Here is a 21,559-nt window from a genome sequence, read left to right on the forward strand (position 1 = left end):
TACCATACTTTACCTGCTGTTACACCACACGTAAATACTCGCAACTTTAGAGATCTTGCTGCTGGATACTCTGGCTCCCAACAAAACAGGATGCCCCTCGTCATCTAACTGACTGCTGGAGCATCCCTTTATCCTGCTTCTTAGCAACAGCGTGTTACGCCGCCCTTTTCATACCGCTCGGTGAGTGCGTACATGTAATACTCGCGCTCCGTCATCGGAAATATTCCCGGAGCCGCATGAGTCATAAGCCAGTGCTGCAAATAACGATCATAGTCAGGCATTCCAAAGATCGTCTTGATGGCAGAGCTTACGCGGCGCCACGACTTTCGCATCGCTCTCCATTTACGCCTCATGCCACGTGATGCCCTTTGCCGTCAATGAAGTCTCCTTTGGACTCAATGTATGGGGCTTCGTACAAGGGGTACTTTTTCCCTCGGATGATATTGATCCACAAGCGTGCCCCATCGAGGATGATCCCGATCGTGATGACCATGAAAATCGCGCAAACAGCAGCATCGATTTGGTCATTGAGGATCATTTTTTGGGCGGCTTCGATCGTTTTTACGCCTTTTGGCAAGGTACCAGCATCGAGTGCCTTCTGAAATGTCTCAGCATGTGACAGGAAGCCGATTTTCGGATCTGTATGAAACAGCTTTTGCCAGCCTGCTACGAGCGTGGCTGTCGTCAGCCAGGCCATTGGGACAAGAGTCACCCATGAGTAAGCTGCCTTGCCCATCTTAAAGATGAGTGTCGTTCCGACGGTGAATGCAATCGCTGCAAGCATCTGATTGGCAATACCAAACAGTGGCCATAGCGTATAAATCCCTCCGAGCGGATCCATGACTCCCTGGAGCAGGAAGTATCCCCAGCCGAGCGTAATAATACCGGAGCCGATCAGATTTCCTGGAAGCCAGTTCACTTCTTTCATTTTCGGGATGACGTTGCCGAGCATGTCTTGTACCATGAAGCGACCGACACGCGTCCCTGCATCAATCGTCGTAAGAATGAAGACAGCCTCAAACAGAATGGCAAAGTGATACCAGAATGCCATGAGTGCTTTGCCGCCCAAAACCCCGGAGAAAATGGTTGCCATGCCGATGGCAAGTGACGGCGCCCCACCCGTTCGGGAGAGAATCGTTTTTTCCTGAATATCGTTGGCTAGCGTAGTCAACTGGTCAGGAGTGACGGTAAAGCCCCAGCTGGAGATTGCAGTAGCCGCTGCCGCTGCATCTGCCCCGATTACGGCAGCCGGTGAGTTGATCGCAAAGTAAACACCTGGCGTCAGCACGCATGCCGCAATCATAGCCATGATCGCTACACCTGATTCCATCAGCATACCGCCATAACCGATCAGGGGAGCATGGGATTCCTTTGCAATCATCTTCGGTGTCGTACCAGAGGAAACCAGCGCGTGGAAGCCGGAAACAGCTCCACATGCGATCGTAATAAACAGGAATGGGAACAAATTACCCGCAAATACTGGTCCCGTGCCATCAATGAACTTGGTCAAGGCTGGCATGTGCAGTGGCGGTAGTGTGAAGATGATCCCTAACGCCAAAATCGCAATCGTTCCGACTTTCAAAAAAGAGCTGAGGTAATCTCGCGGTGCCAGCAAGAGCCATACCGGAAGCACCGAAGCTACAAAGCCGTAGACGATAATCATCCAGGCGAGCTGTACTTTGGAGAACGTAAAGGCTGGACCCCATGTTGGCGAAGCAGCGACGAGCTGCCCCAGCCACAGGGAGAAGAACAGTAGGCCAAGACCAATCAGTGAACCCTCCATGACACGACCAGGTCGTATATAACGCATGTATAGCCCCATCAGAATGGCAATCGGCAATGTCATAAAGATCGTAAAGGTAGCCCACGGCGATTCTGCAAGTGCGTTGACAACAACCATTGCCAAAACGGCAATCAAAATAATCATGATCGCGATGATGCCAACAAGTGCGAGTGCCCCACCAAAAGGCCCGATTTCTTCTTTTGCAATCTGTCCGAGCGATTTGCCATTTCGGCGCATCGAACCAAAGAGAATCACGAAGTCCTGAACCGCTCCCCCGATGACTACCCCGACGATGATCCAGAGTGTTCCGGGCAAATATCCCATCTGGGCAGCGAGTGTAGGTCCTACGAGCGGCCCAGCACCTGCAATTGCCGCAAAGTGATGTCCGAAAAGTACCCATTTGTTTGTAGGAACGAAGTCTTTTCCATCGTTGTTGACTTCAGCTGGAGTGGCTCTCTTATCATCGAGCCCCATCAATTTCTTGGCAATAAATCGACTGTAAAAACGATACGCAACAGCATAAGTGCAAATAGCAGCAGTCAGCAGCCAGAACGAGTTGACAGATTCTCCACGAGTCAGTGCGATGACTCCAAACCCGATTGCTCCCAGAGCGGCAATCCCACCCCAGATGAGGATGGAAAGAAGCCATTTCTTCATACATGCGCCTCCTTACCTATTTTACGTAAAATTCAGGCAATTCGCCTTAGAACAAGGTATCATAAGGGTGTGGGTTGTCTGAACCAATCTTGGCTGAACCGTACAAAAACAAGCACGAGCTGCACCATACGCGCATGAGTGAAAGCGCATACAGCTATCCTCGCCTCTTGCGCCATCCATAAAAACTGAAACCTTTCTACGATTCTATCGTATGGCATATCTACTGCATTTTTTGCATAGGAGGGACAAGATGCTATCTCGCCCCAATGCTTTCATACGTACGTTATGGTTTTCTCTTCTGGCCATCTGCTTATGCTTTTTTCCCAGCAGCTCGATTTCTGGCGAGCCTACTGTTCCTGATGCGCAGGCATCCTATACAGCCTTGCACAAAGGCGTGTTTCATCTCGTCAGCTATCGTCTGCACACCCCTGTAAAGATTTTCGTGCAGAAGCAGCAAGCACTTTTCTTGCCTGTAAAGCCGATAAATACGCTTTATTTGCTTCTGGCTCTGCTCGTCAGCTTTTTGTTTATTGTCCAAACGAGATTAAAATGGATCATTCTCATGCCGATCAAGTATGGGTCCCGATTTGTGGACAGCCTCCTCAAAGGAATGCAAAGCCAACCTGAGAGGAGAATGAAAAATGAGATATACAAAAAGAGAAGTGGAAATGATTCAAGGAACGATCAGAGATATCAAGGTTTTTTCCATCGCCCTAGCCGTTGTGGTGATCGGTTTGTTCGTTTTGAAATACTACGTCGGATAGCATGAATATCACATCATTCCTCCCTTTTCCTCGTGGATTGGGAGGAATTTTATTTAGGAGGGATGTAAGTCTCCGTCCCTAGACTGATTCTCTCGTTTACAGCGTATGATAAAATGATACAAGAACTGGAAGGTTGAACTAAAGGAGAACGTGCTCATGAGACAAATCGGCGGCTATCTATTAATCGGTATTGGCGCAATCTTTGTAATGGCTACCTATTTAAATATCCCGCTCGCAATCGACAAGCTGTGGCCTGCATTTTTACTTATTCCTGCCATTGCTTTTCACTTTTTCTTTTTTATGGACCCCAAGCCACAGCGTGCAGGCTTGCTGGTACCAGGCGGAATCCTGCTCGTATACGCCCCGCTGTTCTTTGTCAGTCAGATCTTTATGGACGGCGATATGAGCAAAACCTGGCCTTTCTTTTTGATCGGCCCTGCGTTTGGTCTGACGGAATTATACATTTTTGGCGGACGGAAAAAAGGACTGCTGATCCCTATTAGCATTTTAACAACAGTAGCATTGGTATTTCTGGCAGCGAATCTGTTGTCGAGTCAGGTGGGGGGAATCCTTGGCCTGTTGCTCATCGTCTTGGGTGGCTATCTCGTATCCCGCAAAAAAAGAGACGACTTTTCGATATAAACGGTAAAAAGACCAGCTCGGCACAAAAGCTATCTGATGTGCTGACCTGGTCTTTCTCTATGATTTACAGCTTGGTGCTAAACTGCTCAGGGATATACTCGATTTTCGACTGCGCCACGATCGTTAACTGCCGGGATGCAGCATCGTAGGTGACCGGGCCATCCTTTACGTAAAACCAGATTTTTTTCGTTGGCTGTCCCTCTTGCTCCTGAAACAAAAAGACATTCAGCTCGTCCTTCCACTTCATGATCTCTGCTACTCGCTCATCATGAGGTAGTGCCAGCGTAAAACGTGTCTCTTCGCCCGTTTGCTCCCACTCATAGGAAATATCATCTTTTCCAGAATCAATAAAAGCTCTGCCTCCGACGGCATGCTTGACCAGCAATGTTTCGTTCATCTTGTGCATCCTCCTTTACGGCAAATCAATCAGCATGAAAAACGCTTCATCTTCTGCAGCTGCAAGCGTGAGGCTCGTCTCCTTCTCGATTCGTGCCGAGTCCCTGGTCGCTAGCTTTTGCTCGTTCACAAAAAGCGTACCCTCGATGACAAACAGAAACGTCCGTCTCCCTTCTTTTTGCGTGAAGGAGAGAGTCTTCTCCGGCTCGAGCCTGCTCAAATAGATCGTCATATCCTGATGAATCGCAGCGACTTTCTCTCCACCCTCGGGAGCCACGACCGGCAGCAGCTGATTTTGCATCCCTTGTGCATCATAACGCTTCGTTTCAAAGGAAGGATTCAAACCCCGTTCGGATGGCATGAACCAGAGCTGTAAAAAATTCAGCTCATCGGTTTCCGAAGCATTGTATTCAGCGTGGATAATACCGCTACCCGCACTCATCCGCTGTACCTCTCCGGCAGATGTCACCTCGATATTGCCCAAGTTGTCTTCATGCTTGATCGCACCGCGCAATACAACCGTGACGATCTCCATATCACTGTGAGGATGCGGTCCGAAGCCTTTGCCTCCGATTACTTCGTCATCATTGCACACACGCATGACACTGAAGCCCGTATTCTTCTCGTCAAAATACTCTCCAAAAGAAAAGCTGAGATGACTGCGCAGCCATCCTAAATCAACCGAATATCTCAAATTTGAAGGATATACTTGTATCATACCCACTCTCCCTTTCCTCGTAGTTCTTTTTTAGTTTACTAGGAAAAGTACTTTTCGACCAGCTTTTCGGCTGTACATGTTGCCAGTGCTTGTTTGGTCAGCTTTGAATTCGGGCCGCCCAGACAATAGTAGTGGACGCTGTTGTCAGCGATGAACAAGCGATTGACCTGATACGCTTCGCATGTATCATCAACCACATAGCCCGTCCGCATGGTGCTCCCGCGGAGAATTTCCCAAATAATGCAGGGTCATCCCGCCGACTCCTGCATTCTGCCAAATAAAGCCTTGTGAAGTATTGTGCATCCACGGCGGACGACTGCGATAGGCTGGTCCCCAGCGATACCTCCCCCTGCTCGTCTCCCTTATGTGTTTAAAAACCTAAACGTCTTTTCAGCTCCTTGACCACATTACGGCTAACTGGCACCTCTGTCTTCCGATTATCCTGCATCACCAGATGAATCGAGCCCTTGAACCACGGCACCAGCTCTGCTGTTTTGGACAGATTGACGATATACGCGCGATGCGTCCGAAAAAATTGCTGAGGGGACAGCCTGCTCTCCAGCTCCTGAAGCGAAAAAGAGGTTGCGTATTGCTCACATCCGGTATAAATGCTGGCGTGCCTGCCCTCCAGCGTAGCAAAAACGATTTCATTCGGATCGATGAGCATGATCTTGCCGTTTTTTTCTACCGGAACCCGACGTGGCTGCTGATCTACCTGTACGCTTTGCAGCAAAAATTGCAATCTTTGCTCAAGATGTCGCGTTTCTATTGCTTGCGGAGCATTTGCTGAGCGCAGTAGTCTGCGCACCCTGTTCATCGTTTTCTCCAGCCGCAGCTCACTAAAAGGCTTGACGATGTAATCGACCGCTTCTGTTTCGAACGCGCGCACGGCATGAATTTCGTAGGCACTAGCAAAAATGATGACTGGTGGCTTCACCATGGATTCCAGCAGCTCCTGTCCGACATCGACTCCATCACGATCCTGCAAATGAATATCCAAAAAAACCGCATCAGGCTCGACCTGAACAATCGAATCTAATGCCTCTTCTCCGCTGCTCGCCTCCCCGATGACAGAAACTTCTGTAAATTGCTCCAATAAATAGCGCAGCTCTTCTCTTGCTGGTGCTTCATCATCCACGATGAACACTTTTAGCACTCGCATTCACCCCTACCGGTAATTGTATCGTGCAGGTCGTGCCCCGCCCTGGCTCACTTTCAATCACGATTCCATATGGCTCGCCATAAATGGAACAAAGCCTGCTCCTGACGTTGGATAGCCCGATTCCAGACAGACGTCTCTTCCCTTCCTTTTGTGTCTGGGAGGGGAGAAAAGGGTACTGGTCCATGCCCACGCCATCATCGGCTACCCTCAGCTCCAGTGTTTGTGTATCCAAACGTCTTGCCCTGATCTTCACTGTTCCGCCTTCTCGCTTGGGCAAAAGTCCATGCTTCACCGCATTTTCTACCAGCGGCTGCAAAATGAGTCCAGGAACCGTTACCCGCTCTACGCCAGATTCAATCTCATACTCAACGTGCAGCTTTTCCCCAAAGCGGGCACGCTCGATTGCCAGATAGGCTTCGATATGCTCCAGCTCACCGGCCAGGCTGACATAACCTCCGGAATCGTGCAGATTTCGCCGGAAATACTCACCCAAATGAATCAACAGCTCTCGTGCTTGCTCGGGACGAAAACGAATAAACGAAACGATCGTATTGAGGGCATTGAATAAAAAATGCGGGTTGATCTGTGCGTGCAAAGCTTTAATCTCCGCATCGGCCAACAGGCGAGATTGCTTTTCCAGCTCTGCCAGCTCCAGCTGGGTCGAAATAAAGTTACCCAAGCCGCGAACCAGCTCCAGGTCAACAGCCGACAGCTTGCGCGAGCGATCCTGATACAATTTCAGCACACCCGCTACCTCTTGCCTGCGCATCAACGGTACGAGTATCGCGTAACGCAGTGAGCAGTTTGGCTCCTTGCAGCCGATTTCCTCCTTTGTCCGGGCGATCATCATTTCCCTGGTCAAAATGACTTCCTCGGTTGCCTTTGTCGTAATTCCTTCCCCTACTACATGATGCGAGGAACCCGCGCCAACATGGGCAAGCACCGTCCGCGTATCTGTTATCGCGACAGCAGCAACTCTCGTCGTCCGTAGAATTTCCTCCGCTACTTTTTTCGCAGAATCATAGTTCAGCCCTTGGCGTAAATAGGAAAGGGTCTTGTCTGCGACCTGCATCGTTCTTTGTGCCTGCAAAGCACCGATGCGCTCCTCTTCCTTTTTCACCAGATCGATGATAATGATCAGGATGGCGACCCCAAGCGAATTCACGACGGACATCGGGACGCTGATCGATTTTACGAGGGCCAGCGCTTCTGCATAGGGGCTTGCCAGCAGCAGAATAATCCCCATTTGCATCCATTCCGCAATGAACCCTACGCCCAGAGCAGTCGTCCAGCCAATACCCTGGTTCCGATTGCGCCGAAACTGGTAGATCAATCCGGCGATCAAGCCCTCACTAATCGTCGATACGGCACAAGCCAAATCGGTAAATCCCCCGAGTGAATAGCGATGAATTCCCGCGATCAAGCCCGTCAGAAGTCCAACCCACGGTCCTGCCAATAATCCTGCCACTACGGTACCGATCACCCGAGAGTTGGCGATAGCGTCCTGGTACCAGATGCCATTGTAGGTTCCCAGTATGGAAATGGCGGAAAAGATCAACACCATCACTGCTTTTTCACGCCAGGTCGCCTGCTGGTTCAAAATACTGCGAAAGGCCCGTACACGTGTAAATAAAAGTGCGGCAACGATCAAGACAGCCGTCCGCTCTGCCAAAGGAACCATCAAGGCTACATTCATGTCGCTTCCCCCTAGAAACCAGCTCTATCCTCATTATCCACATCCGACATATAAACGGTCAAGACGAATTGTCTGACAAGACTGACTACGGACAAAAAACCACCCTCAGCGCACACGTGCCACGTTGAGGATGGTTTCCATGGTCGAGGAAAAAGATTTCTTACAGATTCCCGCGTCTCTCTTGCTCGCGCTCCAGCGCTTCAAACAGCGCTTTAAAGTTGCCGTTCCCAAAACCACGTGCGCCTTTACGCTGGATGACTTCGATAAACAAGGTCGGGCGGTCTACGATCGGCTTGCTGAACAGCTGCAGCAGGTAGCCCTCATCGTCTCGGTCTACGAGGACGCCAAGCTTTTTCAGCGCTTCAATATCCTCATCGATTTCGCCCACGCGATCCTTCAGCTCTTCGTAATACGTATCTGGTACAGAAAGGAAGTCTACGCCATTTTCCTGTAGCTTGGAGACTGTTGTAATAATGTCGTTGGTCAAAATCGCGATGTGCTGAACACCAGGCCCTTTATAAAACTCAAGGAACTCCTGGATTTGCGATTTGCGCCGTCCTTCCGCAGGCTCGTTAATCGGGAACTTGATGCGTCCTGTTCCGCTTTGCATCACCTTGGACATGAGCGCGGAATACTCCGTTGAGATATCGTCCTCGCTGAAGTTTTGAACCGCCGTAAAGCCCATGACCTTTTGATAATACTCAACCCACTCATCCATGACTTCTACGTTGCCTACGATGTGGTCGATTCCGACGATTCCCGTTCCTTCTGCTTTTATAGGGGATTGGTAGGCGATATAGCCTGGCAAGAATGCTCCACTGTAGTTTTTGCGCTCGATAAAGGAATGAATATTTTCACCGTACGTGCCGATAATTGCTTTTTTTACTGTTCCGAATTCGTCTGTGTATTCGGTTGGCTCCATGATCGGAATCGCGCCACGCGAAACCGCTTCTCGATAGGCTTGTTCACAGTCTTCTACTCTCAGGGCAACGTCCTTGACTCCATCCCCATGCTTTTTCACGAATTCAGCAATCGGATGGTCGGGGTTTAATGCTCCGCTGATCACAAACGTCATGTGATTTTGCTTTAGCACATACGAAACCTTGTCGCGAGAGCCTGTCTCCAGTCCGGAATAGGCGACTGCTTCAAAGCCGAATGCTTTCGTAAAATAGTGCATCGTTTGCTTAGCGTTTCCTGTGTAAAATTCGAGATAATCCCAGTCTTGAATCGGAAAAAAATCGGTGTTGCTCATTACTACCCCTCCATTTTTCCTGCTTTTTCAATTAATAAGACTTTTTGGGTTATTATGATTATTTTGTCGACATATTGAGATTACATTGGAAACGCTTCCTCATGCAAGAACGTGAAACACCGCGAAAACGCTAAAACGCTTTCATTGATTAAAGTACGCAATTGAGCGGGCGCTTGGTACAATGGAAGCAGGATTTAGGATGAAGGGAGCTTTTATGTATGAACCAGTGGAGTGAGCAAGCATCCAAGCAATGGGACGAATACGCTGCAGATTGGCATTCGAAAAGTGATGCTATGTGGGAAACAGGTAGTCGACGTACCATTTTACCCTTTTTCATGCAGCTTATTTCGGCACAGACAGGTCCCGTTCTCGATGCGGGCTGCGGTGACGGATATGCCAGCTGCAAGCTTGCGGAGCAGGGCTTTACAGTGCAGGGTGTAGACATTGCCGGGGAAATGATTCGCCTTGCCAATGACCGGGTAAAATCAGACCATAATCAGGTTCATTTTCAAACCGCTGATATCAGCAGCTTGCCATTTTCTGACGCGACTTTCGCAGGTGCACTGTCTATCAATGTCGTAGAGTTTACCCACTCACCCATTCGTGCCTTGTTGGAGCTGCATCGTGTGCTGGCTGTTGGAGGTGTATTGGTTTTAGGCATACTTGGCCCGACAGCAGGACCGCGTGCGCATAGCTATCGCCGTCTCTATGAGGAGGCCACAATCCAAAACACGATGATGCCGTGGGAGGCGAAACAGCTAGCACGCGAAAACGGCTTTACGCTCCTGGCCGAAGAGCCTGTTTACAAAGATGGCATAACACCGGATATCGCTGGCCGCTTAAGTGTGGAATTGCGAGAGGCTGTCAGCTTTTTGACACTTTTTGCCCTGCAAAAAACAGCGAAATAAACACTTCAGAAACGGGCTGTGAGCGCCTTTGCCAATAGCCCTACTTTCTGTTCCTTCGGTCATTTGCCGATCATAAACATGGACATGAGCTTGGCACCATGCTTATTGTTATACTCACTCGTTAGTCCTGATTTTCACCCGAAAAAAATGGATAAACAGGCCAATTAACATTTTTGTAATTATCTGATATTTTTTCTATACATTACTTTTATCCATTTTAGGAGGGACGCTATGGGTAAGAAAATAGGTGCTGCTGTTTCAATGGCTCTCATTATCTCTGTGTTCGCCAGCGGTTCAGCGGTTCCGATGACGTTTGCTGCCAGCAAAGCACAAGCAGCAGAAGCCAAGACGGAAAAACAATTTCTCCCCTATTATGGCTATGGCCCAAGCTATGTTCAGCCTGAAAGTCTCCAGGCACTCTTCCCCAAGCCTGATATCGACTTCGGAACACCCGCTTTTCAAAATGGCAAGGTAGCATTCACCTCGCAACAAGAAATGATCGCATACATAACCAAGCTGGCAGCAGGCAATAAACATATGAAGCTCGTTACGATTGGTACCTCGCTGGAGGGCCGGGACATCCCTCTGCTCCTGTTCAGTAACGATTTGGAATCGATCAAGAAAAACAAAGACAAACCGCTCATTTGGCTGCAAGCGCAAATACATGGCAACGAACCAGCAGCAGGCGAATCGGCACTTGTTATCGCCAAATGGCTCGCGGAGGAAAAGCTGGGCGCCGATCTCCTGGACATCGTGAATATCGCAATCGTGCCGCGAATCAACCCCGATGGCTCCTATGGCTTCAAGCGTTATATTGCGACTGATCTGGATGCCAATCGTGATTACATGAAGGTCGAGTATCCCGAGGTACAGGCAATTCACAAAGCGATCAATGAGTATGAACCGGACGTCATCCTCGATGCCCATGAGTATGGCGTAAACTACACCCAGTTTGCTGATGTAGGACCCAAAGGCGCCATCTCCTCCTACGATGTGCTGATTTCGTCTGCAAAAAACTTGAACATACCTGAATCACTACGCAAGATGTCTGATAATCTGTTGCTGTCAGATGTACAAAAAGTGCTGGATCAGGATGCTTTGTCACACCACGCTTATTTTACACTCGCCAAAGGCAAGGACGGCAAGATCACTGCCACGGAAGGGAGCACAGAAACGAGGATCGGAAGAAATGCACTCGGCTTGAAAAATACACTGACATTCCTGGTGGAGACGAGGGGAATTGGCATCGGACGTGCCGATTTTGAACGCCGCGTATACAGTCAGGCCATCACCCACTTTTCTTTTATCCAGTCAGCCGCTGCCCATGCCAGCCAGCTCAAAGCAGCGGTAGCGAATGCTCGTAAGGAGATAACTGACAAAGGCAAAAAGGCAAATGACAACGACAAAATCGTAGTCGTAAGTGAAAATAAACGCGTGCCCAACCAATCACTCGTAGTCGTCGATTTGGCCGCGGCGAAAAAAGTATCGGCTCCGATTGACTGGGTCAGCTCGACAGATGCGTTTCCCGTGCTTGAGCGTGAACGCCCTACTGCCTATCTGATGCCCCCCGCCTATCACGAGATCGCACAAAAGCTGGAGCAGCTCGGCGTTACGGTAAGCAAGCTGTCCCGGGATACTACTGTCCCAGTAGAGGGGTACAAGGTAATCGAAAACAAAGTAAATACCGTCTACGAGAATGGACATTTTACCAATCAGGTAACGACAAATGTCTCGGAGAAAACCAAAACATTCCCTGCGGGCAGCTATGTGTTTCAGATGGACCAGCCAAATGCGAATTTTATTGCGCTGGCCCTGGAGCCTGAATCAGTAGACAGCTACGTCTCCTTTAATTTTATTGCGGTGGAAAAAGGGGATGAGGTGCCCGTCTACCGCTATATGTTGGAGCAAGCTCTCCCTATCACGAAGCGTTAAGATACCCAACGAAAAACGTCCCTCTCCACGTCAATGGATGGGGACGTTTTTATGTAAGAAAATGAAATCAACCAAATGGATTAGGCCAATACTTTTTTCACATCTTTGATGCTTGATTGCAAAAGCTTGTCTACTTCTCCTGCTTCTCTCACATGGCTAAGCAGGTCATCATTCAGCTCGTCCAGCAAGCTTTTCGCTTCATTCACCTGCTGCGACACTTCACTCGCAAAATGCTTTTGCTGCGAAATGATTTGCATGACGCCAGTGACCTCTTCATTTACCTTATGGAAAGCCTGAGCAATGCCTTCCATTTTGCCGGAAGCATCCTTGCTGATGGACAGGCCATCCTTGATCGCGGTACTGCTCTTTTCGCTATTTGCGAGAGCCTCTTTTGTTTCCTCTTGAATCTTGCCGATCAAATCTGCGATGTCTTTCGTCGAATTCGCTGTCATCTCTGCCAGCTTGCGTACCTCGTCTGCCACCACAGCGAAACCGCGTCCCTGCTCACCTGCACGCGCTGCTTCGATCGCTGCATTCAGTGCAAGCAGATTCGTTTGATTCGCAATATCGCTAATCACTTTGACGATGCTCGTAATTTCCGAGGAACGATCTTCCAGTCTGCTCATGGAGCGAGAAGTGTTCACCGAATCCTTTTCCAGCGTACTCATGACCTGTACGACTTCATTCATCGCTTTTTTGCCTTCATCTGCCCGTACAACAGATTCCTGGCAAATCGTCGTCAGACGCTCGCCACGCTGAAACAATTGGTTGGCAGATTCATCGTCGCTTTCGTTAATACGCTGGATTTTTTCGACTACCTGTTTCATTTGTGTCGCCAGCTGCGCGAGCCCGTCATGCTGGGAGTTTACTGCATTGTGCGAAGAGATGATAGCACCCATCTGTTCATAAATCGCTACCAGCTCTTTTTTCATCGCTTGCTGCATTTCTTCTGCCGGATTTACCTGAGTTGCTACTGCCGTCGCTGCTGTTTCCTTTTCTGCAAGTCCCTTGTCCTTTTTCCAAAACATGCTCCGTTCACTCCTTTTGTCCACGGTTAGTCATCGCGGCGGGAATACATGCGTGATTCCACAATACCCGGATGCTGCTTCGCCAAGATCAGCAGATTCTCCAAAAAAAGATAATGCCCTTCCAACAGTTCCACGTCCTTGCGCTGAAATTGCTTCACCTGCAAATACTGCTGCATTTCGAGCGCATAGCGTTCCAGCTTATCGTGAAAATCGTTGGCCCTGAGCATCTGCTCCACTTCAGGATACTCTGTTTTTAACCGGGTAATTTCCCCGTAGACTTTGCTGCCCTCCAGAATCATCTGATACGCGACTCTCTCCATCGATGCAGTCGTTGCGGCTTCTTGCTCCTCACGATCTGCACGAACATCGGAAAAGTACGTGATGAAATGGTAGACAGTCAAAAACAGTGGTCCCAAAAATAAAATGATCCCTGCCTTGTACACGTGCTGATTGGACAAATTGCTGATGAGCAGGAACAAATGAAACAAGATCGCGCCCAGCCATACGTAAATAATGATCTGGTGATTGATCTTTCCTGCCTTTGGATGGCGGGAAAAGGCAAAGGTAAGGCCTAGCAAATAAAAGGCGAGCAAGGTAAAGCTGGCCGAAAATAATGCCATCTCCATCTCTTGCAGCCAGGTTGCATCGGCGGGAATCTCGATCAAAAATTCAAAAGCGAGCACCAGCAGTGAGAAAAGCAACCCCATGATCCAAAACCGGCTAACTTCACTATCGTTCCTCCGCCGGGAGCGGTAACGTTCTGCACGGGATCCCTTCATGATCTTCTCACCTCAATCACTATGATTCGCCACAATTCTAGCTTTTCCTTTCATGCCCGGCCAAATTCTGACAAGATCATCATCCAGTTGTAATGGCTTGTTCACATATGTACTGAAAAGCTTGTCTTCTCGCGGAAATCCATTTTTTACGCAGTAGAAAAAAGCCCGAACGCCTTGTGCAAAACACTGTCTCGCTTTACCTGGCAGTGGGCTTTTCTAAATCTTCAATTGGCGATTATCTTCCTCTACGGGGATGATTGTCCACTACAGTCAATGAACCATCTCTGATGTAGCGCAATATTTTGGATACGGAAATACCTGTTGCATTGGCAATCTGCATCGCATTCGAATTCGGATAGCTTCTCACATAGTTTCGAATCGTTCGATAGTCTTCCATATCGTTTTGCCCGCAGACCTGACACGTGTATTCGCCAGGATTTAGTATATGTCCGCACTTAAAGCATTTATCCGTCATCGCTGGTTCTCCTCATACCCTGTACTTTGATGTCATTTTGCACAAAGGGTTCTATCTACCTATATATTACCCACATTGTGGTAGGAGGAAAACACTATTTCACACAGTTAGTCCTTTTTGCAGCAAGATCAGGGCAAAAGCAATAAAACATATACCCACAAGCCTATTAAGTCTCGTGAGCCACTTAGGTACAAGGTATTGCCTCACAGCGTTTCCGAGTAACGCAACAAATCCGAGGAACAAAAGCGTCGACAACAAGCAGCCCCCAGCAAATAATAACACCCTAGACAGACTGGGCAGGTGCTGGGTAGCCATCATGGAGCCGAAAACACCCGACCAAAACAAAATCGTTAGCGGATTCGCAAGCGTTAGGGACAGTCCGTATAAAAAGCTGCTCGGTTCTCGCATTTCCGATCCTTCTCGTTCATCCTCCCCCGTTTCATCCATCGCTTTCGAACGCATACTGTTTACACCAAACCAAGCCAGTATGACCGCCCCTCCTATGAGCACAACCTGCTTGACCCAAGCCACCTGTAAAAGAAGAGACAAGCCACCAATAGCACCCGCCATATAAAACGCATCTACCAACGCTACTCCCGCGATCATTTTCCATGCGCTGGAAAATCCGCACCTGATCGACCGCTGCAAAATCGCCAGGCAAACAGGTCCGACTGAAAGCTGGAGAAGCATCCCGAACAAGAGTCCGTCCCAAAGCGCCATTCGACTCACAGCTCCTCTTTCATGGTCGACAAGGCAATCATCGTGTTGGTCTTGCTCACTCCCTCGATTCTCTTGAGCTTGTCGGAAATCAGCCACTCCAGCTCCGCCGTTCCTTTAACCGCGACTTTCAGCAAGTAATCATAGGAGCCTGCCAGGTGATGACATTCCAGCACGCTGTCAGTTTGCAAAATCGTCTCGCGAAAGCCTGCGATATGCTCGGTTTTTTCCAGTTCCACCATGATAAAAGCAATCAGGTGAAGCCCTAGCTGCTCCCGGTTTATTTTAATCGTGAATTGATCGATGATTCCGCAGTCCTCCAGTTTACGGATACGCTCGGAGACGGCTGGCACAGAGAGATGGACCTGCTTGCTTATCTCCGAGCTGGTGATACGGCTATTTTCTTTTAGTAATTGCATAATTTGTTCATCGATGCGATCCATGTTATCCCTCCTTCCCCCCATTATAGCAAGGGATTAATTAATGAAGTTGATTTCTGCAAATCACGATAAATATTAACGCAGAATTCTCTTTTCGCATTATTTTGTTTTGTAACGAAGCCTTTTTGGGGCCGCAGCTTAAAAAAGTTAACTGCAACGATGAGCACAAAAAAACTGCCTCGAAACAAAAAGTATCAAGACAGTCCTGTATGGGCTGATTTAGCCTCTTCCTTTTCCATTGCTTTTACCCGCAGATGGTCGAAACGGTCTTCCACCCTGTGCTGGACGCCCGGCTCCGCCTTTTCCAGCTTTCTTGGCAGCAGGCTTCACGGTTTTCCCCGCTTTTCGTGCCGCGATTGCTTCTGCCTTTTTGCGGTTTTGCTCGTACTTGGTTTGCAGCTCATCCAGCTCACGCGCCAGCTTTTTCTTGTAGCCTGGTTTTACCTTCGTCTTTTTCTTCAAGGCTTCACGAACAGGAGCAAACTCCTTGTCCTTTTCCTTCTTTTGCTCTGTTTGCTGCTGTTGGCGCAGTTCAACAAAATGTGCTTCCCGCTCCTCAGCGCGCTGACGACGACCAGCATCCAGGTGACGGCCAGCTTGCAAAATGCGTTCTTCGATGGTTGCTTTGGTCGCTTTGGCGAAGCGACCCATCAGGTTTTTCTGGCGAGGGGAAATGAGCGAGATCGCTTTTCCTTTTTGTCCAGCACGCCCAGTACGTCCGACGCGGTGAATATAGCTGTCCACGTCGTTTGGCAAGTCGTAGTTGATGACATGCGTCACGCCTTCCACATCAAGTCCACGGGCTGCAATATCCGTAGCAACCAAATATTGGAATCGAACTTCACGGAACTGCTTCATCAGCTGCTCACGCTTGTTTTGGGACAAATCGCCATATAGCGCTTTAGCGGACAGTCCATTCTCCTGCAAGCGCGCAGTCAACTGCTGTACACGTACTTGTGTATTGGCAAATACAATCGTCAAAAACGGCTGCTCCTGCTCCAGTACGTCAACGAGTGCATCCGTCTTGTCGCTTTGATTGGTTACGTAGTAAAACTGCTCGATTTGCTCGACAGTTTTTTGTTTACCCTCAATCTTGATATGCGGCGGCTGCTTCATGAAGCGATGCGCCAGCTTTTTCACCAAATCAGGCATCGTTGCCGAGAACAACAAAACCTGACGCTGGGACGGAGTGTGTACGACAACTTGCTCCACATCCTCCAAAAAGCCCATCTCCATCATCTTGTCAGCTTCGTCCAGTACAAGTGTGGAGATACGTCCAAAATGGAGCGACCCGCGCTTCATATGATCCAATACACGACCAGGTGTACCAACAACGACATGTACGGTTTCCTTGAGCTTGTTCAATTGTCTGTCGATATCCGTTCCGCCATGCAGCGACAGGACGTTGATCTCAAGATGCTTTCCTAGCTTTTCTATTTCTTTGGCAATCTGAATAGACAATTCACGTGTCGGTGTGAGGATCAGCGCTTGAATGTCCCGCTTCCCTGCATCCAGAGCGTTCAGGATCGGCAGCATGAATGCTGCGGTTTTTCCTGTCCCCGTCTGTGCTTGTCCAATAACATCTTTTCCTTCCAGAATCAGCGGAATTGCTTCCTCCTGAATCGGGGTTGGTTCTTTATAATACAGGTCTTGAATCCCTTGCATCAGCTCCGGTCGAAAGCCAAAAGACGCAAACGATTTTGCCATGGTGTACACTTCCTTTCACAAGCGGTCCGATTCGCCACACCAATGACTGCATGGACAGTGGGGTGCGAAAAAACCGGCAACCGTCAATCATAATCATCCCTAGGCAAAAAAACGCCCGCTCGGATTCCTATCCTACCTATACTAAATGAGTCGATGCAAAAAAACAACTAAACCATTACAAAAACCCTCCCCATCATCTTGTAACGACTGCCACAGATGAAATAGAGAGGGTTTATCTCGTCTTTATTGATCTAACAGAGCTGCAATCGTTTTCCGATCTAGCTTTTTGATGACCGCAACCAATAGCTCTGCCGCTTGCTCAAAGTCTTTTTTGGCCATGATCGAATTATGACTGTGAATGTACCGAGTGGCGAAACCGACAACGAGAGATGGACATCCGATGCCGTTCGTATGGAACTTAGCCGCGTCCGTACCACCGCCTGCGAGCGCATCTACCTGAACGTTGATCCCGATTTCCTCTGCTGTATCCATCACCAAATCACGCAGTCCCGTATGCGGAATCATGGTGGCATCAAACAGCATCACCAGTGGTCCGTCGCCAACATTGCAGGTCATCGGGTACGATTCATTGCCTGGCGTATCATACGCGATCCCGACATCGAGGGCGAAAGCAATGTCTGGCTCTACCAGCTGTGCAACCGTTCCGGCACCACGGGACCCGACTTCCTCCTGCACGGTCGCCCCTCCGTATACGATGTTTGGATGATCCGTTTTTTGCAAACGGTTCAATACCTCGACAGCAAGGGCACATCCGGCACGGTTATCCAGAGCTTTTGCTACCCATAGCTCACCATCACGCATCGTGGTAAATTCACTCGCTGGCACGATCCAATCTCCGGCACGAACGCCCATCGCTTTCGCATCCGCTTCATCTTTTGCTCCGATATCAATATAGAGATCCTTGAGCTTCATGACTTTTTCACGCTCTTCTTTTTCCAGAGCATGCGGTGGCTTGGAGCCGATAATCCCCAGATGCTCGCCTTTTCGCGTCTTCACCTTCACTCGTTGTGAGAGGACATTGTGCGGCCACCAACCGCCGAGCTGGATAAAACGCAAATAGCCCTTGGAAGTAATATGCGTAACCATGAAGCCGATCTCATCCAGATGACCTGCGAGCAAAATCTTCGGACCATTCTCAGCTCCTGTCTTCTTGCCAAGCACGCCGCCCAATCGGTCTTTGACCAGCTCCTCAGTCAGCGCCCCCAGCAATTGCTCCATCTTTTTCCTAACCTCCCGTTCGTGCCCGGGAACGCCGTCTACTTCCGTCAATTCCTTGATCAATTTGGTTGTATCGTCCATGTTCAGTCTCCTTTTTGAGTCAGACCTACCTTTTTATGATTTCGCTAAGTGGCAGAAATAATCCTTGAATTTCCATTCTTTCGCAGCACATTACGTTGGTCAGGCAGTTGCATTCTCGTCAGTGCGTACTCCTGCTGCCGGGGACTGCATTTCTTTTGTGGACCTTTTCGTGATGGTGGAAAACAGCAGCAAGCAAATCATGCCCATCCCTACAAATGCACCGGTGATGACGACAGGGGGAACCCAACCACTCAGCAAAATGAACACACCTGCACTGCTCGCTCCAAGAATGGACAGGAGGGAATAAACCGCCATATACGTGCTACGCGCGTGATCAGGCACCATGTTCGCGAGCAGCGCTTGCTTGACCGGGATATGCATGACCTCGCCCAAGGTTGCAAAAAACATCGCAAGCAGTAAAACGACAGGTGAGCTGCTGAAGCTAATTACGGCGTACCCGAAAAAGAACAGGAACAAGCCAGACAGTAGCATTGTCCGCTCCTTGCAAGCTTTCAGGAGCGAAGAAACTAGGACGGTTAGACAAACGACGAGAAGCGTATTTTCCGTTTTTAACAATCCGAGCAAATTCATCCCGTCTACGGACCAATCCAGAAAAGAAACGAATGGCTGCGGCACAGGAATCTCCCGGACCAAGCGAATGCCAATGACATTTGTCAATTGCTCCTCCACCGAAATGATAAGCAGGTTGGCCAAGGCAAACCAAACAAACCAGCGATGCTTCAGCACAATTTTATACGATCCAAGGATATCGCGCAGAAAGCCAAGCCGTTGCTTCTTTTCCTCCCACGATGGCAAAGCGGGTGTACATTTCATAGGCCGATACGTCTCCTCGATGAACAAAATCGTAATCCCGAGAGATAATCCCGTGCTGGTCGCCACACCGAGGAACAGAAAAAAGTGATGGGTCTGAAACAGAAAAGCGCCTGCCAAGCCCCCGATCGCAATCGCCAAATTATTCAACCAGTACGAGACAGTAAAAATTGATCGTCTGTTGTCGGGATGACTTGCATCGATAATCAGCGCTTGATAGGCAGGTCCGACTGCTCCGATACACAGGTGAATGAGGAGAAACAGGCAAAAGGTAACGTACGGCAGCTGAAGCCATGGAGAATTGACTAGCGCCACGCATGCAAACCCGAGTGTCATGCCTGCTTCACTACACACGATCACTTTTTTTCTGCCGATTTTATCAGCCGCATATCCGCCTGCAAAAGACCCGACGATATTTGCAGCCATCACACCCATAAACATTAAGCCCGTCACAAAGGTTCCTAGCTGCTTGGAGAAAAAGACAATTAAGTACGGTGTGACGGACATGACCGCCATCGTCGTCACGAAATGCAGCGCGAGCCTGATTTGGATATTTCGATCAAAATGCCAAAACTTCATTCGCAATCATTCCTTTTATCAAAATAACGATTGATTAATCAATCGTTTGTACTCCAAAAAAATAGACCGACTAGCTTCTCTTCGGTCCGAACAGCTGCATGGCAAACGGCACAAAGCTGGTCCACATTTGACTATCAGGAGAATCGGTCAAATTCACCCGGAGCCCAATCAGCAAGCTCATGTAAGCCGTAGCCACATATTTTGCGTCTTGCTCATACAAAGCTTCTTGCTTCTGTCCATTTTTCAAAAGCTCCCCTACCTGCGCCCGGAACGTATCATGGAACTGATCCAGCTGGGCAAAAGGCTCGGGAAAGCGATTATGGTAGCCAATGACTTGAACGACAAGCCGCAAATACGTATCGAACTTGGCGATGATGCGCAAATGCTTGGTCACCATCTTCTCTAATTCCAATACGGCATCTTTGGCCTGCGGATCAAAGTCTAGCAATTGTAAGGAATACTCGTGCAGAGGTTCTACGACTGCCGCGTAAAACAGCTGATCCTTGTTTTCAAAATACGTAAATACACTGCCAAAGCTGACGTTGGATGCCTTCGCGACCTTTGCAATCGTCGTATCGTTATAACCGTGCTCAGCAAAAAGCTGGATGGCTTGCTCCAAAATGGTTTCTCGTTTCTGTTTCATCTTTTGAACTTGCTCATCAGAAAGCGGCATTCTTGCATACTCCTTACAAATGATTAATCAATCAATCGTTATTAGCATTATATAAGATTCTCCACTTTTTTCAAGTGATTTTCTCATGTGTTTGTCCGATTCCCGTTGTAGGTGTAGCTGCTCTCAATTGCTCAATGAAGTTTCTCGCTGCAACGGACAGGTAATGATCCTTCAGCCAAATCAGGCCCGAACCCGCACTCAAATTCGGCTCCGCAATCCGGGTGACCTTTAGATGATGTCCCTTGTGCATTTTCAGGACGACCTCAGGGACGATAGTTGCTCCAAACCCCGAAGACACCAGTTCCAACAGCAACGGAATATCCGAGCATTCGGACAACAAGTTGATTTCCAGCTTGCGGCGGGCGAATTCCTCCAAAATCAGGTGATATACGCCTAAGCCCCCAGTGCTCGGCAATATCATCGGATAGGCTTGCATTTCCTCAAAGCTGATCGTATGTGCACAGCGAGCATCCTGCGCCGATGAGACGAAGAAAAACGGCTCCTGCTTCAAATGCAATATCGAAAAATCCTCAAGCGCAAGTGGAAAACGCACAATGGCAAGCTCAATGGTGCGTTCCTTGATCAGCTTGCATAGCTGCGCTGACTCGTTTTGTTGAATTTTATACGTCATATGTGGATAGCGATCACTAAATTTGCGTAAATGTGGCGCGAGTAAATCTGAAGAAAGTGTATTGACGCCAATGCTTAATTTCCCGCGCACGCCCTCGCTGACCTCTTTTACCTCCAAACGCGATTCTTCCATGTATTTCACCATTTGCAAGGCGTGCTTGTACAGGTTGATCCCTGCTTCTGTCAGCTCCAAGCCTTTTTGGTGACGGATCACTAATTCGACTCCTAGATCCTGTTCCAGGTTTTTCAACTGTTGGCTTAATGGAGGCTGCGCCATATGAAGCCTTTTGGCTGCTGCCGAAATTTTTTTCTCTTCTGCAATGGCAATAAAATAGCGCAACTGCTTCATATTCATAAAAAGCACCTCCTTTTTAGATATACGAAAAAGATTATCAAAATGAATTTCATTAATATTTTTCGTATATCTTTTCCCATGGTAGCATAATGACAAGGAGCACAAAAGGAGTTTA

21 protein-coding genes and 1 pseudogene are annotated in these 21,559 nt (G+C 48.7%); 4 read left to right on the forward strand and 18 right to left on the reverse strand.

What is annotated here, in order from left to right; all coding sequences use genetic code 11:
• Positions 1–140: 140 nt before the first annotated feature.
• On the reverse strand, positions 141–353 hold the full coding sequence (locus ADS79_RS32400) for a CstA-like transporter-associated (seleno)protein (RefSeq protein WP_049742615.1): 213 nt from the start codon (positions 351–353) through the stop codon (positions 141–143).
• Complete coding sequence (locus tag ADS79_RS32405; RefSeq protein ID WP_049742616.1) at positions 350–2,440, reverse strand: carbon starvation CstA family protein; 2,091 nt, start codon at positions 2,438–2,440, stop codon at positions 350–352. The genes ADS79_RS32400 and ADS79_RS32405 overlap by 4 nt, the downstream gene beginning before the upstream one ends.
• A gap of 641 nt (positions 2,441–3,081) precedes the next feature.
• Between ADS79_RS32405 and ADS79_RS36475 the strand changes: the two genes are divergently transcribed.
• Together ADS79_RS36475 and ADS79_RS32415 are read left to right on the forward strand one after the other, a co-directional pair.
• Positions 3,082–3,204 (forward strand): hypothetical protein, encoded by a 123-nt coding sequence (locus tag ADS79_RS36475; RefSeq protein ID WP_255323391.1) that lies wholly within the window; start codon positions 3,082–3,084, stop codon positions 3,202–3,204.
• A 156-nt stretch (positions 3,205–3,360) separates the two neighbouring features.
• Positions 3,361–3,846, forward strand: coding sequence for a hypothetical protein (locus tag ADS79_RS32415; RefSeq protein WP_049742618.1), 486 nt, complete (start codon positions 3,361–3,363; stop codon positions 3,844–3,846).
• A gap of 64 nt (positions 3,847–3,910) precedes the next feature.
• Here ADS79_RS32415 and ADS79_RS32420 read toward each other — a convergent pair whose 3' ends face one another.
• The 6 genes and pseudogenes from ADS79_RS32420 to hppD all read right to left on the reverse strand — a co-directional run bounded on the left by ADS79_RS32420 (position 3,911) and on the right by hppD (position 9,070).
• Positions 3,911–4,243 carry a hypothetical protein gene (locus ADS79_RS32420; RefSeq protein WP_049742619.1) on the reverse strand — a complete coding sequence of 111 codons (333 nt, stop codon included), beginning with the start codon at positions 4,241–4,243 and terminating at the stop codon, positions 3,911–3,913.
• 15 nt (positions 4,244–4,258) lie between these two features.
• Positions 4,259–4,960: a pirin family protein gene (locus ADS79_RS32425; protein WP_049742620.1), complete on the reverse strand. Its 702-nt coding sequence runs from the start codon at positions 4,958–4,960 to the stop codon at positions 4,259–4,261.
• 38 nt (positions 4,961–4,998) lie between these two features.
• Positions 4,999–5,178, reverse strand: a pseudogene (locus tag ADS79_RS34770) (GMC family oxidoreductase); the annotation flags it as partial.
• Between the two features lie 152 nt (positions 5,179–5,330).
• Positions 5,331–6,122 (reverse strand): LytR/AlgR family response regulator transcription factor, encoded by a 792-nt coding sequence (locus ADS79_RS32430; RefSeq protein WP_236700176.1) that lies wholly within the window; start codon positions 6,120–6,122, stop codon positions 5,331–5,333.
• Positions 6,091–7,818, reverse strand: a complete 1,728-nt coding sequence (locus ADS79_RS32435; protein ID WP_049742622.1) for a sensor histidine kinase — start codon at positions 7,816–7,818, stop codon at positions 6,091–6,093. The genes ADS79_RS32430 and ADS79_RS32435 overlap by 32 nt, the downstream gene beginning before the upstream one ends.
• Positions 7,819–7,978: 160 nt before the next feature.
• Positions 7,979–9,070, reverse strand: a complete 1,092-nt coding sequence (hppD, locus tag ADS79_RS32440) for a 4-hydroxyphenylpyruvate dioxygenase (protein ID WP_049742623.1) — start codon at positions 9,068–9,070, stop codon at positions 7,979–7,981.
• Positions 9,071–9,288: 218 nt separating this feature from the next.
• Here hppD and ADS79_RS32445 point away from each other — a divergent pair, with 218 nt between their 5' ends.
• On the forward strand, positions 9,289–9,978 hold the full coding sequence (locus ADS79_RS32445; RefSeq protein WP_049742624.1) for a class I SAM-dependent methyltransferase: 690 nt from the start codon (positions 9,289–9,291) through the stop codon (positions 9,976–9,978).
• A gap of 231 nt (positions 9,979–10,209) precedes the next feature.
• The gene (locus ADS79_RS32450) at positions 10,210–11,910 is read left to right on the forward strand and encodes a M14 family metallopeptidase (protein WP_049742625.1); all 1,701 of its coding nucleotides are present in this window, start codon (positions 10,210–10,212) and stop codon (positions 11,908–11,910) included.
• Between the two features lie 80 nt (positions 11,911–11,990).
• Here the strand turns inward: ADS79_RS32450 and ADS79_RS32455 are convergent, their stop codons facing one another.
• From ADS79_RS32455 to ADS79_RS32500, 10 genes are all read right to left on the reverse strand, one after another.
• A complete protein-coding gene (locus tag ADS79_RS32455) occupies positions 11,991–12,938 on the reverse strand; it encodes a methyl-accepting chemotaxis protein (RefSeq protein ID WP_049742626.1) in 948 nt (315 codons plus the stop codon).
• Between the two features lie 26 nt (positions 12,939–12,964).
• Positions 12,965–13,717: a hypothetical protein gene (locus ADS79_RS32460; RefSeq protein WP_049742627.1), complete on the reverse strand. Its 753-nt coding sequence runs from the start codon at positions 13,715–13,717 to the stop codon at positions 12,965–12,967.
• A 235-nt stretch (positions 13,718–13,952) separates the two neighbouring features.
• The gene (locus ADS79_RS32465; RefSeq protein WP_049742628.1) at positions 13,953–14,192 is read right to left on the reverse strand and encodes a hypothetical protein; all 240 of its coding nucleotides are present in this window, start codon (positions 14,190–14,192) and stop codon (positions 13,953–13,955) included.
• A 99-nt stretch (positions 14,193–14,291) separates the two neighbouring features.
• Positions 14,292–14,912: a LysE family translocator gene (locus ADS79_RS32470; RefSeq protein WP_049742629.1), complete on the reverse strand. Its 621-nt coding sequence runs from the start codon at positions 14,910–14,912 to the stop codon at positions 14,292–14,294.
• 5 nt (positions 14,913–14,917) lie between these two features.
• Positions 14,918–15,352, reverse strand: a complete 435-nt coding sequence (locus ADS79_RS32475; protein WP_049742630.1) for an Lrp/AsnC family transcriptional regulator — start codon at positions 15,350–15,352, stop codon at positions 14,918–14,920.
• Positions 15,353–15,568: 216 nt separating this feature from the next.
• A complete protein-coding gene (locus tag ADS79_RS32480) occupies positions 15,569–17,056 on the reverse strand; it encodes a DEAD/DEAH box helicase (protein WP_049742631.1) in 1,488 nt (495 codons plus the stop codon).
• A gap of 243 nt (positions 17,057–17,299) precedes the next feature.
• Positions 17,300–18,376 carry a M42 family metallopeptidase gene (locus tag ADS79_RS32485; protein ID WP_049742632.1) on the reverse strand — a complete coding sequence of 359 codons (1,077 nt, stop codon included), beginning with the start codon at positions 18,374–18,376 and terminating at the stop codon, positions 17,300–17,302.
• A 99-nt stretch (positions 18,377–18,475) separates the two neighbouring features.
• On the reverse strand, positions 18,476–19,786 hold the full coding sequence (locus tag ADS79_RS32490; protein WP_049742633.1) for an MFS transporter: 1,311 nt from the start codon (positions 19,784–19,786) through the stop codon (positions 18,476–18,478).
• Positions 19,787–19,856: 70 nt separating this feature from the next.
• Entirely contained in the window at positions 19,857–20,459 is a 603-nt protein-coding gene (locus tag ADS79_RS32495; RefSeq protein ID WP_049742634.1) for a TetR/AcrR family transcriptional regulator, read from the reverse strand.
• Positions 20,460–20,529: 70 nt separating this feature from the next.
• Entirely contained in the window at positions 20,530–21,444 is a 915-nt protein-coding gene (locus ADS79_RS32500; protein WP_049742635.1) for a LysR family transcriptional regulator, read from the reverse strand.
• Positions 21,445–21,559 lie beyond the last annotated feature (115 nt).

It is taken from the genome of Brevibacillus reuszeri (assembly GCF_001187725.1).
GTDB classification, from domain to species: Bacteria; Bacillota; Bacilli; order Brevibacillales; family Brevibacillaceae; genus Brevibacillus; species Brevibacillus reuszeri.

Bases quoted from the DNA above. Each gene is read 5' to 3' on its own strand.
- ADS79_RS32400 (WP_049742615.1), bottom strand. From the start codon at position 353: ATGAGGCGTAAATGGAGAGCGATGCGAAAGTCGTGGCGCCGCGTAAGC.
- ADS79_RS32405 (WP_049742616.1), bottom strand. From the start codon at position 2,440: ATGAAGAAATGGCTTCTTTCCATCCTCATCTGGGGTGGGATTGCCGCT.
- ADS79_RS36475 (WP_255323391.1), top strand. From the start codon at position 3,082: ATGAGATATACAAAAAGAGAAGTGGAAATGATTCAAGGAACGATCAGA.
- ADS79_RS32415 (WP_049742618.1), top strand. From the start codon at position 3,361: ATGAGACAAATCGGCGGCTATCTATTAATCGGTATTGGCGCAATCTTT.
- ADS79_RS32420 (WP_049742619.1), bottom strand. From the start codon at position 4,243: ATGAACGAAACATTGCTGGTCAAGCATGCCGTCGGAGGCAGAGCTTTT.
- ADS79_RS32425 (WP_049742620.1), bottom strand. From the start codon at position 4,960: ATGATACAAGTATATCCTTCAAATTTGAGATATTCGGTTGATTTAGGA.
- ADS79_RS32430 (WP_236700176.1), bottom strand. From the start codon at position 6,122: ATGCGAGTGCTAAAAGTGTTCATCGTGGATGATGAAGCACCAGCAAGA.
- ADS79_RS32435 (WP_049742622.1), bottom strand. From the start codon at position 7,818: ATGAATGTAGCCTTGATGGTTCCTTTGGCAGAGCGGACGGCTGTCTTG.
- hppD (WP_049742623.1), bottom strand. From the start codon at position 9,070: ATGAGCAACACCGATTTTTTTCCGATTCAAGACTGGGATTATCTCGAA.
- ADS79_RS32445 (WP_049742624.1), top strand. From the start codon at position 9,289: ATGAACCAGTGGAGTGAGCAAGCATCCAAGCAATGGGACGAATACGCT.
- ADS79_RS32450 (WP_049742625.1), top strand. From the start codon at position 10,210: ATGGGTAAGAAAATAGGTGCTGCTGTTTCAATGGCTCTCATTATCTCT.
- ADS79_RS32455 (WP_049742626.1), bottom strand. From the start codon at position 12,938: ATGTTTTGGAAAAAGGACAAGGGACTTGCAGAAAAGGAAACAGCAGCG.
- ADS79_RS32460 (WP_049742627.1), bottom strand. From the start codon at position 13,717: ATGAAGGGATCCCGTGCAGAACGTTACCGCTCCCGGCGGAGGAACGAT.
- ADS79_RS32465 (WP_049742628.1), bottom strand. From the start codon at position 14,192: ATGACGGATAAATGCTTTAAGTGCGGACATATACTAAATCCTGGCGAA.
- ADS79_RS32470 (WP_049742629.1), bottom strand. From the start codon at position 14,912: ATGGCGCTTTGGGACGGACTCTTGTTCGGGATGCTTCTCCAGCTTTCA.
- ADS79_RS32475 (WP_049742630.1), bottom strand. From the start codon at position 15,352: ATGGATCGCATCGATGAACAAATTATGCAATTACTAAAAGAAAATAGC.
- ADS79_RS32480 (WP_049742631.1), bottom strand. From the start codon at position 17,056: ATGGCAAAATCGTTTGCGTCTTTTGGCTTTCGACCGGAGCTGATGCAA.
- ADS79_RS32485 (WP_049742632.1), bottom strand. From the start codon at position 18,376: ATGGACGATACAACCAAATTGATCAAGGAATTGACGGAAGTAGACGGC.
- ADS79_RS32490 (WP_049742633.1), bottom strand. From the start codon at position 19,786: ATGAAGTTTTGGCATTTTGATCGAAATATCCAAATCAGGCTCGCGCTG.
- ADS79_RS32495 (WP_049742634.1), bottom strand. From the start codon at position 20,459: ATGCCGCTTTCTGATGAGCAAGTTCAAAAGATGAAACAGAAACGAGAA.
- ADS79_RS32500 (WP_049742635.1), bottom strand. From the start codon at position 21,444: ATGAATATGAAGCAGTTGCGCTATTTTATTGCCATTGCAGAAGAGAAA.